This is a genomic window from Empedobacter sedimenti (assembly GCF_030005555.1).
GTDB classification, from domain to species: Bacteria; Bacteroidota; Bacteroidia; order Flavobacteriales; family Weeksellaceae; genus Empedobacter; species Empedobacter sedimenti.
The window spans coordinates 25,667-40,478 of the sequence record NZ_JASCQG010000012.1 but is presented as its reverse complement, the minus strand read 5'-3'; the positions used below and the strand labels follow the sequence as shown (position 1 = coordinate 40,478).

Annotated in this window: 6 protein-coding genes; 2 read left to right on the top strand and 4 right to left on the bottom strand. The window is 30.6% G+C overall.

Annotated elements, in window-relative coordinates; genetic code table 11:
• Position 1: 1 nt before the first annotated feature.
• Positions 2-1,066, bottom strand: coding sequence for a DUF6263 family protein (locus QHG34_RS11830; protein WP_282630418.1), 1,065 nt, complete (start codon positions 1,064-1,066; stop codon positions 2-4).
• Between the two features lie 111 nt (positions 1,067-1,177).
• A complete protein-coding gene (locus QHG34_RS11825) occupies positions 1,178-7,177 on the bottom strand; it encodes an alpha-2-macroglobulin family protein (protein WP_282630417.1) in 6,000 nt (1,999 codons plus the stop codon).
• A 339-nt stretch (positions 7,178-7,516) separates the two neighbouring features.
• Here QHG34_RS11825 and QHG34_RS11820 point away from each other — a divergent pair, with 339 nt between their 5' ends.
• Complete coding sequence (locus tag QHG34_RS11820; RefSeq protein WP_282630416.1) at positions 7,517-9,910, top strand: TonB-dependent receptor; 2,394 nt, start codon at positions 7,517-7,519, stop codon at positions 9,908-9,910.
• Between the two features lie 141 nt (positions 9,911-10,051).
• Here the strand turns inward: QHG34_RS11820 and dnaK are convergent, their stop codons facing one another.
• Together dnaK and QHG34_RS11810 are read right to left on the bottom strand one after the other, a co-directional pair.
• Entirely contained in the window at positions 10,052-11,953 is a 1,902-nt protein-coding gene (dnaK, locus tag QHG34_RS11815; RefSeq protein ID WP_282630415.1) for a molecular chaperone DnaK, read from the bottom strand.
• A gap of 249 nt (positions 11,954-12,202) precedes the next feature.
• Entirely contained in the window at positions 12,203-12,529 is a 327-nt protein-coding gene (locus QHG34_RS11810; protein WP_282630518.1) for a tRNA-binding protein, read from the bottom strand.
• 616 nt (positions 12,530-13,145) lie between these two features.
• Between QHG34_RS11810 and QHG34_RS11805 the strand changes: the two genes are divergently transcribed.
• Positions 13,146-14,789, top strand: a complete 1,644-nt coding sequence (locus QHG34_RS11805; RefSeq protein ID WP_282630414.1) for a M1 family metallopeptidase — start codon at positions 13,146-13,148, stop codon at positions 14,787-14,789.
• Positions 14,790-14,812: the final 23 nt, after the last annotated feature.

The window sequence follows — 14,812 nt, the reverse complement described above, 5'->3', positions numbered from 1 at the left end:
TTTAATTAACTGTTGTGACAGTAGTAACCGACTCAGTTACTGTTTGTTTTTGACCTTGTGCCTCTACTGTACGTTTTAATGTTTCCTTTTTTGTTAAAGTCACTTTATTGATCCAACCAGACTGTGTATCAACTAAAATTTTACCATCAACTGTTGCATTGTTGTTTGCAGACATAGACACGCCTTGTTGCGACTCAGTTCCTTTTAAGTTTTGAGTACCAGAAACAGTGATCGTTGTGTTAGTATCATCAATGTTAGCAAGCGTTCTTTTTAAAGAAATACTTCCTTTCATTGGACCTTTATCAATTTTTTGAGAATCTGACCAAGATTCGTTCAAATCTAAAGTTTTCTTAGGAAAAATATTCATTGTTTCCTCAAATTGAGACGAAATGGCTTCCTTGTTCAATGAATTATCTATTATTTGAGTAAAGAATTTAAATTCTTCTGCTGAAACCTGTTTCTTAACAGAGTTCAAGATTGAAGTTTTAATAGCAGATAAGCCATCAACACTGATTACTTTTCCATTTTGATCGACTTTCATCGTATATTTTTGTCCAGTCATTGCTTTGTAAATAGACCAAGAAACTGCAATATCTTTGTTAGAAGGTTTTGCAGAATTTGTATCATACGAGATAGATTTTCCTGAAGGATCTGTCATCTTTTCACTATATTGTTTTGAGTGAACTTCTAACGTATAAACACCATCTTTGAAATCCTTAACTGTATAATCAATTTGTTTTTTACTTTCGCTAGACATTTTTTGAGATTGTTTTCCATCACTTGCCGAATGACTAGTTTTGATTCCTAAAGTCATTGGGTAAGTTTTACCAATCTCTAAATTATATTTGTAAGAATATTTTCCGTCAGTTCCTTTTGCTACAGCCATAACTTTCGGTGCAGTAGTTTCAGTTTTCAACGAATCTACAGTTTCAGTTTTTGCAACCGTATCTCCTTTTTCGTTTACAACTAATTCTTTTCCGTCTTTATCTTTACCTACAACTTTATCGTCTTTTTTACATGAAGCAACTGCCACAGCGACAGCCATCATGAATAATACTTTTTTCATAATCAATTTTGTTTGACAGTTGGTTTATTGCCAAAATCAATCCAAAAATAAGGATTTTAGTTGGTTTTTTAACATTAAGATTGAAATGTATTGTGAATGAAAGCACTACGTTTATTTTTCTATTTCGACAATTTTATTGTCACTATGTGTTTTGAAATTTTGGTTGTACATACTTTCAGCTTGAGAAATTCCATTATTGAATTTTCCTTGCACATTTGCTTTTACTTCATACTCAAATTGATTTTTTCCTTTTGGTAAATAGTCTATAAAGAAATTTGTTTCCTCATCTTTTATCTCAAAATAATGCGGTGCATTCCTATTCCATTTGTATCCAGAAGGAACAAAAATAGGCTCAAAACCAGTAGCACGGTAATCTTTTAATTGTACATAACTTATATTTTCTTCTGCAATTAATGTTAATCTAATGCGTATTATTTCTCCTAATTTTATTTTTCTATTCAATAGAATCCATTTGTTATTTTCGTTCACAAACAATTCTTTTTCTACGCGTAGTTTATTTTGACTTGCTTTTACTTCATTTATCGGAACCGATTTATAAGTCACAAAACTTCCATTCAAAATTGTTGAAAAATTATTTTTGATTTTAATTGATTTTGGAATCTCGTTTAAATTAGTAGTTTCGAAAATATTTTGTCCAAACAAATGATTAATCTTAGTCTGATCAATTCCTTCTATCAATATTTTTGATGAATTAGTATTGAAATCTGAAGTTGAAATAATAGAGTGTAAAGCATAATTTGTATTCAATGTATTGTGCCAATTATTGTGTTTGAATTGTTGCAAAATCCATTGAACTAAATTAGTTGTTTCGATTTTATATTCCTTAAAAGCTTCGATAATCAAAGATTGTGTAGAAATAGAATTTGACAAATATTGATTATTATTTGTATTCCATTGATTACCATTTATTTTATCAATTATCATTTCAGATTCTATACTTTTTATGATTGTAGCACCATAAGATTTTGCATTCAAATAATTTGCAACTATTGCAGCTTTTGCTCTAAATTCTAAATCATTTTCTCCTGCAAATTTTTCAATATTTCTCCAATCATTCTCGTACATTTTATTTACTTCTTCTATTTTTTTATTCTTAGAAGGATAAAATTGTTCGATATATATTAAATCAACATATTCTGATAAATTAAATTTCTTTTTAGGATTATTTTTCTGAAAATCTAAATTATAATCTATTAAATAATCCACTCCTTTTATATAGGCTTCTTTAAGTTCGTTTGAAACATTTTCTGGATAAAATTTGATTAAACGACCTATGTAAATTAAATTCTGTTTTGTGATAGAATTATCTACTTTACCACCAACAAACCACGGGAAACCTCCATTTTTGGATTGCATCTTCACTAATTTATTTTCCAAAATTGCCAACTGTTTTTGAATATATTTTTCATCCATCGTTTTAGCAATTTCTTCTATTATTTGGTTTTGTGATTTTGCTTGATTATTCCAAGATGTCAGTTTATTCGAAATTTCATATTCTAAAGCTGTTTTAGAGACATTTTTTTCATTTATTGTTCTAAAATATTTTGCAACTTCTGGGTATTTTTTTTGTAAAACATCCAACATTTTATACGCAAACCATTTACTTGTCGTTTGTTCGCTACAATCGTACGGATAAACTGCGAGTTGCTGTAACGAGCTAAGAACGGTAAACAAAGGATTTGTTTCGATCTTTAATTTGAAACGTTCAAATTGATTAGCCGAAATATCCAGTTTAAATTGTTTTGCTTCGTTTGGCAAAATCGCTATTGTTTGGTTTTCTGCTACTGTAACTTTATTTGACAAAATAGACAGAACTTGTTGTTCGCCATCAGAAAAAAGTTCTGTTCCCGCAACAATTTTAACGATAACATCTTCATAGTTTTCAGGAATTTTAATTTTCCATTCAATAGTTGACGTTTGTTTAGCATTTACCTCAAAATTTTGTGTTTCATTTTGTACAGCAAAATCAGAGTTAATGATTTGATTATTCTTAGGATTAATAAACTCAATTTTTGCAATTCCGTTCTGATTTTTATCCGAAATATTTTGAATTTGAGTTGAAATTATCATCTCATCATTTTCTCTAAAATAGCGTGGTAAATGAGGTGAAACCATCAAATCTTTTTGTGTTTTTGTAATAAACGTTCCGTCTCCAGAATTCAACTCTTTATCATGAGCAAAAACCAACAATTTCCATTCTGTTAATGCTTCTGGCGTTGTAAATTCAAAAGAAACATTTCCATTAGCATCTGTTCGCAAATTAGGATAAAAGAAAGCTGTTTCGTTAAGATTTGTTCGCGCTTTTATCGTAGATAAATCAATTGGTTTTTCTTCTGTTTTTTTATTTTTGGTTTGAATAATAATAGCACCATTTGCTCCACGACTTCCATATAATGCAGTTGCTTCATCATTTTTCAAAACCGTCATTTCAGCAATATCATCTTTCAATATATCTGTTATTTTCTTGATTTCTCCATCTATAATCACCAATGCCTCTTTTTGTGAATTTACACTTCCAACACCTCTAATAACCAGATTATTTGAAGCACCTGTCTGTCCATATCCCAACGTTACAACCGATTCTAATTCAACTCCACTAACATTTCCATTTAACTCATAAAGAAAATCCTCACTTTCTTCTTGATTAACTTCATACGAAAGTGACGCTTTTCTTGTAATTTCATCAATATCTGCTTTTCTAAAACTATCAAATAATGACGTATTAATCTGTGGAAAGTTGAATACAATTGGATACTTATCTTTTGGACGAAATAATCTTGCTGAATTTGTCGAAGAATAAAAATGATTCATCAGTTCTCTTGTCGAAAAGGGATAATAAGGAAAATAATTCCAATCGATTTGTTTAAAATAATTATTACTTCGGAATTGATCCAAAGATGCATCATACATTGTTGTCAAAACTTCTGCATTCGCAGATTTATTAGAAGAATTTGTGATTTTTAGCGACCAAGTTTCTTGTTGATTTGGTCGAATTTTATCTCGAAACACTTCTGTTTTTACAATTAATTGATGATTTACATCTTCTGTCGGAATTGTAATAAATGAACTTTGATATTGATTATTTCGAACAAATAAATAATCAATTCTAAATTTGTTTGTAATCATTTCTTCAGTCACTTTTACCGAATAAGATGCTTTTCTATTTACGAAATTTATTTTTTCAGATTTTAAAAATTTATTTTGGTCTTGTGTATAAATATAAACCACTCCATCTTCTTCAAAATCTGTTTCGAAATCTACTTTGTAAATATCGCCGATTGAATAATTTGCTTTTTCTGTACTCGTCATCAAAAATTCTTTATCCGAAAAACGATACGAAATATCCTCTGCAACTTTGATAATTCTCGAATTTGAAATTGTATCATTTTGGATAATAGAAATCGCTTCAACCAAATAATAACCTTTCTTCAAATTTTGTGGTTGTTTTGTAAGAATTGTTTTATCAATATTGGTATCAAAATCAGTTTGTTGAATAATATTTTCTTTGTTCCAATTATCTTTATTCTTTTTATCAAGGTTGTAATTTCTGAAATAGATTTGCTTTTCTTTTGTTGATAATAAATCGTAATCTGAATTAAAATTTAAACCATTAAGTCCATAAATTCCTTTCGGTTCGGGAAGTTTATAAAGAGTAACTTTACCTTTTAGAGGAACAAAAACATTATTTGTATTCTCCGTCTCCAGCACAATTTTGTTCCAATCTTTATTGATGGTTACTTCATCTGAAATTATCTTGATATCATAAGGATTTTTGCCATAATAAAAATTTCTCGAAGTTTCTTGCGATTCTCCAGTTTGCAAAATTGCTGTGACATATAAAAATACACTCTCTATATTTTCTTTTCCTTTTAATAATTTTTCAATTACAAATTCGCCATTCTGATCTGTTTTTATCGTATCAAAATCTTCTTGTATTGTACCATAATTTCTTTCGAAATGATAATGTATGATTGCATCATTTAGTCTTGCTCCCGAAAGCGACTCAACATACCCTTTGAAAGTAGCTTTATCACCTACTTGCAAGGTTTCTTTGTTCTTCTCCAAAACAACTCTAAAAGTTGGACGTTTGTATTCCTCTACATCAAAATTTGTTGCGTTGATAAATTTCTTATTATTAATCTTCGAAAAACGAATTTCAATTTTAAAATCTCCGTTCAAGGTTTCTGCGGGAAGTCTAAATTTTCCATTTATTGATCCGAAATCATTTGTCGTTAAACTTAAACTGTCAATCTTTTCTCCATTTACATTTTTTAATAAAACATCGAGCTCTATATTCGGAAGAATTTTTCCTTTTATCGAAGTTCGTTCATGTAAAATTGCCTTGAAAAACACCTCTTGATTTGGTCTATAAATTCTTCTATCTAACAAAATGGTCGCATCTGTTTCTACGTCAGAATCATTTCCAGAATAATCCAAAATATCACCAATATTATTATTTGATAAATCAAAAAAATCTTTCGTTGACGGAATATATAAATACAAATCATCTAAATCTTCTCGTTTATCCAAGTCGTCATCCGATTTATAAACGAATTCGCCATTTGCATTTGTACGAATATTTTTTACATGATGAAATTTATTTTTTGCCTCTCCATAAAGTTTTATCGTTTGATTAGAAAATGGCAAACCATTTTTTCTATTAATTAATTGACCTTTGTATTTATAACCATCTTCTAATTCTTCGGTTTCGAAAGCAGAAATAAAATAATCCGAAATTTGAATTGTATTATTCTCCACAACATTGAAATAATAATCGTCAATAAAATCTTTGTTATTACTTACAAAAATCTCGTAATATCCATTTGCTAAAGGATTAATTTTGTATAAAACATTATGAAAGTCGTAATCTTCAAAATTTTTCAAGTCTATTTTCTCGGAATAAATTAATTCTCCTTTCAATTGAAAACTTTTGGTAATCGAATCATATTTAGCAAAATCTTCGTCGTGTTTTGGCGAATAATTTATCTTGAAAACTTTGATATAAAGTTCCTTTACTTTTTTGTGATTAATTGTGACAGGAATATATTCATTACTTGGATAAATTTCTGAATGTCCTATACTTAATTCTGGTTTGGAGATTTCATTTCTAAAATCAATCAAATTTTTAGTCCAAATTGTATTTGGGTAAAGCTTTATAACATCATTTAAACAATCAATAATTTTTTGTGGTTTACCATTTCTCGAAAATGATTCAGTTAAATTGTGATAAAAAATTTGTGCATTAAAATCAGCAGAAATGCTATTTAAATCATTTTTCAATTGATTATAACCCTCAAAATCTCTATTGTTATGAGCTAAATAATATTGATAAGATCTTGCTTCATTATAATTTTTCTCTTTGTTTAATTGCTCAATGTTATTTAGAACACGATTAACTTTATTGGCTATAATTTGAAATTTATCTTTTTGTGTAAAGCGATTATTTTGATAAAGTTGATTAATTCCATTGATATATAAATTCCCCAACAAATGATAAAGTGTAGGAATTAAAGTAAACTGATTGTACTCTTTTGCAGAAGTCTTAACTTCCTTTTCTAATGCCTGATTTATAGTTTCGGCATTCAACAGAATTTTCCATTTTTCAGTTGGTTCGTTTTGCAGTAATTCCTTATTTTTTATCGATTCTGTTAGCAAAGAATCAATAGTTTTAAATCGTTTTTCAAAAGACCAATCAACAAAATTAGTAGACAAATCGTTTTTAGTTGTCGTTTCTACATTTATATTGGCATACAATAAATTTGCATAAAACATATGTAGAAATGCTTTATCAACCGGTTTACTTCTCGCAATTTCTTTTTCGATTAAAGGCAAAATTTTATTTACAATTTCTTCTCTTTTTGTATGTTGTTTACTTTGATTTTCAAAATCCAAAATAGTAGCCAATAAATATTCTGGACGCTTATTCTCCTTTAAAGCATGCGATTTTATATCATTGATGTAATATGTAACACGTGTATATTTTAGTTTTGATTGATTGACTTTAATCGAATCAAATGAATTTTTAAAATTATAATTTTGACCAAAGCCAAAAATAGCCGTAAAAAGAAAAAGTAGAAGTTTGAATTTCATAGAGTTAATTATCACTTAAAAATATGAAATAATCAAATTGAAAATTGATTTTTCTTTTTATTAATTCAATAATAGATACTCGTCTTTACAATAGAATACTTAATTTTTAGAAATCATTAACATTTACGCAAAAAAATGCAAAATTTTGATGTTTTTGATATGCTATATTGCTTAATTCAGACCTTAATTTCCACGTTCGAAGTTAATGAAATCAATATTAATCTATTGAGATTCATTTGTTTAAAAATTATTATTAATTAATCTAAATAAACGTTGTGAGATTTAATTCAAGTTTTTACATTTGCGACATTATTTTTATCTATTCCAAATAAACAGAATATGAATTATCAAATCAAATTATTTTTAGTATTTCTTTTCTCTTCAGTTATGGCACTTGCTCAAAGTACTGGAGTGATTGAAGGAAAAATTATATCATCAGACGGTTTTCCTGTATCTGGAGTAACCATTAAAATGGGAAAATCTCATTCTTCAACAATTACAAATGAAAAAGGTGAATTTCATTTCTCTAATTTTCCTGAAGGGCATCACACGTTAACATTAGAAGGTGAAGGATTAAAGAAACAATCAAAATCGATTGATGTTACAGCAGATGAAGTAAGTACAATTACTTTTGTGTTGAACGAAGATATCACGTCTTTGAGCGAGGTTGTAATCAAAATCAATGATTCTCCAAACAAAAAGAAAGAGACCATATTATCTGGATTAGATGTAAAACCAATGGATTTACCACAAAGTTTTCAGATTATCGGAAACCGTACAATAGAACAACAACAAGCTATTAAATTGAGCGAAGTTGTAAAAAATGTGAACGGAGTTTACGTAGGTTCGGCTCGTGGTGCTGCTACGGAATCTTTTTGGTCGCGTGGTTATGATATGTCGTCAAACAATATGTTCAAAAATGGTTTCCGTTTCAATAATGGATCAATCCCAGAAGTTTCTTCTTTAGAAAAAGTGGAGGTGTTGAAAGGTGGTTCTGCTTTACTTTTTGGAAATGTAGCTCCTGGAGGAATCTTGAATATGGTGACAAAAAAACCTAAATTTAATTTCGGAGGTGAAGTAAGCATGCAGGCTGGAAGTAATAATTTTTACAAACCTTCTGTAGATGTTTACGGACCTTTAAATAATACAATTGCTTATCGCTTCACAGGATCTTATGAAAATTCTGAGAGTTTTCGTGATGTTGTAAAAAGAGAGCGTTACTATGTAAATCCATCTTTATTGTTTAAGATTACAGATCGCACAGAGTTGGTATTGCAAGCTGATTATTTACATGATGATTGGACACCAGATTTTGGTACAGCTATTATTGGTAAACAGATTCTTGATTTGCCAAGAAACCTATATATGGGAGCGGTTTGGTCGAATGGTCTTACACAGCAAGCAAGTGCAAGTGCTTTAGTAAAACATGAGTTTAATGAAAACTGGAAGTTAAACTTTAATAGCTCTTTTCAACAATTTGATCGCGAGTCTAAAGGAACAGAACGTATTTCTCCTGATGCAAAAGGAAATTGGGCTAGAGCTTTGGGACAGAATAAAAACTCTGAACAATTATATGCTGAGCAACTTAATTTACAAGGAAATTTTAAGACAGGAAAAATCAAACATCAATTATTTACAGGGGTAGATTTTGATAATTCTGCAGCAAAATCTTATACATTTGCTTTTGAACCTAAAACGTACGGAAGTGGAAATGTTTATGATTTCGAACATTTTGATCAAGGAACAGGAATTCCGAATGCAACGAATACAAAAATTGTAAAAACGAAAACAAATCGTTTTGGAGTTTATTTTCAAGATTTAATTTCTGTTACAGAAAAGTTTAAAGTTTTGGCTGGTTTACGTTGGTCTTGGCAAGAAGCGCAAGCAACAAATTTAGATTTAACAAAAAATCCAGTTGTTGTAAAGCAAGATCAAAAACGAGTAGATCAAGCTTTTTCTCCTAAAGTTGGTTTAGTTTATCAACCAATAAAAGATATGGCAATTTTTGCAAGTTATTCTAACTCGTTTACGCCAAATTCTGGTACAACAGTCGACTTACAAGTGATTAAACCATCGATTATTGATCAATATGAAGTAGGTGTTAAAAATGATTTCTTTAAAGGACTATTAAGTACAAATGTTACATACTACGAAATCAGAAATAATAATTTAGCACAAACTGCAGAATTTAAAGCGGATGGTACACCAAATACAGATTCTAACCTAAAAGTTTTATCAGGCGCTACAAAAAGTAAAGGTGTTGAGGTTGATGTAACAGCTCGTCCTATCGCTGGATTAAGCATTATGGCAGGTTATAGCTACAATGATATGCGTTATACAAAAACATCTGGATTAAAAGGTAGTTTTATTGAAGGAGATCGTTTAACAAGAACTCCTGCTAATACTGCCAATATGAGTTTCTTTTATACAGTACAACAAGGTACATTAAAAGGTTTTTCTTTAGGTGCTTTAGCTAATTATATCGGAAAAAGAGTAGGAGGATGGAACAATCAAATTGATGCTTCTCAACCTAACGGAATTGTTGATAGAGAGATTCCATTATCAGCTTATACAACAATTGATGTTTCTGCTGGTTATTCTTGGAACAAGTTTTCGTTATTAGCTCGTTTATCTAATATTACAAATGAGTTAAACTATACAGTACACGAAAACTATAGTGTAAATCCAATTGCACCTCGTCAATTAATGGCAACTTTGAAATACAAATTTTAAGAAGAATATCAGATTATATATTTTAAGTTTAATATTCAAAAGTCACAGATTTCGATCTGTGGCTTTTGTTTTTTTATAAAGATTTGGATATAAAAAAACCACTCAATTTGAGTGGTTTTTCTGTTTAAAATATGAAATAGATTATTTAACTTCTTCGAAGTCTACGTCTTCTACACCATCATTATTTGCTTGACCTTGATCAGCACCTGGTTGAGCTTGCGCTCCTCCTTGTTGACCTTCGTTCATTGCAGCATAAATTTCTTGAGATGCAGCATTCCAAGCTGTGTTTAATTTCTCCATAGAAGCATCAATTGCAGTAACGTCTTGAGCAGCGTGAGCAGATTTAACCTCAGCTAAAGCTTCTTCAATTGGTTGTTTTTTGTCAGCAGGAATTTTATCTCCGTACTCAGTCAATTGTTTTTCTGTTTGGAAAATTAAAGAGTCAGCAGCATTTACTTTTTCAATTTTGTTTTTTGCTTCTTCATCTTTCGCAGCATTTTCTTGCGCTTCTTTTTTCATTCTTTCGATATCAGCATCAGATAATCCAGATGAAGCTTCAATTTTGATTGATTGCTCTTTTCCAGTTCCTTTATCTTTTGCAGATACACTTAAGATACCATTCGCATCAATATCAAATGTTACTTCGATTTGAGGTACACCTCTTTGTGCTGGTGGAATATCTACTAAGTCAAAACGTCCAATTTCTTTATTATCATTGAATAATGGGCGCTCTCCTTGACCAATTCTTAATGTTACTGCTGGTTGATTGTCAACTGCAGTAGAGAAAGTTTCAGATTTTTTAGTTGGAATTGTTGTATTCGCTTCAATTAATTTTGTGAATACTCCTCCTAAAGTTTCAATACCTAAAGATAATGGCGTAACGTCTAATAATAATACGTCTTTTACATCACCTGTTAATACACCTCCTTGGATAGCAGCTCCTACAGCAACAACCTCGTCAGGATTAACTCCTTTAGATGGTTTTTTACCGAAGAATTTTTCTACTTCTTCTTGGATTTTTGGCATACGTGTAGATCCACCAACTAAAATCACTTCGTCGATATCGTTGATTGATAAACCTGCGTCATTTAAAGCTTTTTTACAAGGCTCCATAGAACGACGTACTAAGTCTTCTGTTAACTGATCAAATTTAGAACGAGTTAAAGTTTCTACTAAGTGTTTTGGTCCTGTTTCGTTTGCTGTAACGTATGGTAAATTAATTTCTGTTTGTGCAGAAGAAGATAATTCGATTTTAGCTTTCTCAGCAGCTTCACGTAAACGTTGTAAAGCCATTGGGTCTTTTTTCAAATCAACACCTTCTTTCGCTTGGAATTCAGAAGCTAACCAATTGATGATTGCATCATCAAAATCATCACCTCCTAAGTGAGTATCACCGTTCGTAGATAATACTTCGAATACGCCGTCACCTAATTCTAAGATAGAGATATCAAATGTACCACCACCTAAATCGTAAACAGCGATTTTTTTATCTGAATGTGCTTTATCTAATCCGTATGCTAATGCAGCTGCAGTAGGCTCGTTGATAATACGCTCTACTTTAAGACCTGCAATTTCACCAGCTTCTTTTGTTGCTTGACGTTGAGCATCGTTAAAGTAAGCAGGAACTGTAATTACGGCTCTTGATACTTCTTGTCCTAAATAATCTTCAGCAGTTTTTTTCATTTTTTGTAAAATCATTGCTGAGATTTCTTGTGGAGTATAGTTACGACCATCAATATCTACTGCTGGTGTATCGTTATTACCTTTTACCACTTTGTAAGGAACGCGTCCGATTTCGTCTGCATCGTTATTAAACTTAGTCCCCATAAAACGTTTGATAGAATAAATCGTTTTTTGTGGGTTAGTAACAGCTTGACGTTTTGCTGAATCACCAACTTTAATTTCTCCACCTTCTACGAAAGCTACAATTGAAGGAGTTGTTCTTTTTCCTTCTGCATTTGGGATTACAACTGGCTCGCTACCTTCCATTACAGAAACACAAGAGTTCGTTGTACCTAAGTCGATTCCGATTATTTTGCTCATATTATTTTGTTATTTTTTATATTAATAATGATTTATCTAATTGTTCACACATCATCAAAAATGATGCTACAACAAATAGTCAATCTTTGTGCCAACATAAAAAAAATGACATCCAATAGATTTTAGATGTCAGGTTGTCAGATTATGACGAATTATTTGATTATTTGTTGATAAAAAAGTCAGTTGACTAGTTGATAAATTGTCAGCGTTAAATTAAGATTAAACTTAATTTCTGCCTTAAACTCAATCTTACCCAATCTTACTTCCATTTTCTACTTTTCGTTCAGGGTTTAGGAGAATAACGTCTTTATTGTTTCCGTAAACACCCATTACAAGGCATTCGCTCATAAAAGTGGCAATTTGCTTTTTCGGAAAGTTAACAACTGCCATTATTTGTTTACCAATCAATTCGTCTTTGGTATATAGTGAAGTTATCTGCGCTGAACTTTTTTTGATTCCTAATGGACCAAAATCAATTTGTAATTGATAAGCTGGATTTTTCGCTTTCGGAAAATCATCTGCTTTTATAATTGTACCAATTCGCATATCAATTTTCTCGAAATCTTGCCAAGAGATTGTTTCAGAATTACTTTCAGATTTTGGTTCTTCTTTTGGTTTATTTTCTTTGTCGTAAATCGTTTGCAGAATTTTTTCTAAATCGGTCTTTTCATCTGCGTATTTTGTTTTCATGTCATCGGGCATTCGATTGTAATAAGTTAATGCTTTTTCGCCAAATTGTTTGATGTAAAAATTACTTAAGACTGGAATTTCTGGAAACTTTTTATGAAAAATCATTTCTGTATAAGCTTGCCATTCGCGTTCTTCTCTCAATTCAATTTGATGATCACCAGAACGTTGGTGAACATGATACATTTCGTGCATTAAAATATTAGAAAGCAAAACAAGATCAAAGTCTAAGACATTTCTCGGAACACGAATGGTAATTCCTGTTGATTCGTCACCTTCAGCAGTTAGTAATAAACCATTTGGATCAATGTCTTCTCTAAAAGTAAATCCTGTAAAAGCACTATGTTTTAATTTCAATTCATCTAAAATTTCATACAAAGCTTCTACTATAAGGTGATTATTTTTTAAATAATTTATTCTTTCTTTAAAATTTTCTGTAATCATAGTTTTTTGCGCTTATTTATCAAATATATAATCTTATTTTTGATATGTTTTAAAAATGACTATGAAGAAATTAGTACTATTACTTGGTTTGATATCGATAACAACAAATGCCCAAGTTTTAAATCATAAACAAGAGTTTTCGCGACAAGACTCGCTTCGCGGTACCAATAACGAGTTCCGAAATTGGTGGGATGTAAAACATTATAAAGTTACGGTAGAACCAAATTCTCAATCAAAAACGATAAAAGGAATTTCTACAATCAAGTTTGATTTATCTGCTAAACAATCATCTGATTTGTTGCAAATTGATTTGCAAGAACCAATGAATGTTGCTGCAGTAAAGTTAAATGGGAAGAATGTTTCTGATTTTAAACGCGACGGAAATGTTTACTTTATTAAAGTAGGAAAAAATCTAAAGAAAAAAGATAATACACTTGAGCTGCAATACCAAGGTAATCCTATTGTAGCTAAAAAAGCCCCTTGGGATGGCGGTTGGATTTTTACAAAAGATGAAAAAGGTAGAGATTGGATGTCTGTTGCGGTACAAGGTTTGGGCGCAAGTGCTTGGTTTCCGAACAAAGATTATTTGGGTGATGAGCCAGATAATGGAATGGAATTAGAAATTATAGCTCCAAAAGATTTGGTTGGAGTTGGTAATGGACGATTAATTTCTAAGAAAGAGAAAAATGGTAAGACAATTTCTACATGGAAAGTTGTCAATCCAATCAATAATTATAATATTATTCCTTATATCGGACATTATGTCAACTTCAAAGACACTTATGATGGCGAGAAAGGTAAATTGGATTTAGATTATTATGTGTTAGATTATAATTTAGAGAAAGCAAAAACACAATTTGAACAAGCTAAATTGATGCTGAAAAGTTTCGAACATTGGTTTGGTCCATATCCATTCTACGAAGATTCGTTTAAGATTATTGATGCGCCACATCTAGGAATGGAGCATCAATCTGGAATTGCGTATGGAAATAAATTTGCGAACGGCTATTTAGGTCGCGATTTATCTGGTTCTGGTTGGGGACTTAAATGGGATTTTATCATTGTTCACGAAGCTGGTCACGAATGGTTCGGAAATAATATTACGGAGAAAGATGTCGCTGATATGTGGATCCACGAATCGTTTACAGCGTATTCGGAAACATTATTTACGGAAACTTATTATGGAAAAGAAGCAGCAGGTGAATATGTGAGAGGAACGCGAAGAGCAATAGCGAATGATATTCCAATTATCGGTGTTTATGGTGTAAATCAAGAGGGTAGTGGTGATATGTACTACAAAGGTGCAAATATGATTCATACACTTAGAACTTGGATGAATGATGATGAAAAATTTAGACAGATGTTAAGAGGTTTGAACAAAGAATTTTATCATCAAACAGTTACAACAGAACAAATCGAAAATTATATTGCGAAATTTTCAGGTTTAGATTTAAATGCTTTTTTCAATCAATATTTAAGAACAATTGAAATTCCAACTTTAGAAGTTAAGCAAGAAGGAAATCAAATAAAATATCGTTACACAACTATTGTTGATGGATTTGTAATGCCTTTGACGTTGAAAAATTCAAATCAAACAATCAATCCAACAAAAGATTGGCAAATATTGAATAATACAGCAATTAAAAATGCAAAAGATGTTACAATTAATCCAAATTATTATATCAAAACTAAAATTGTAAAATAAATTAATCCAAACAAATATCATCA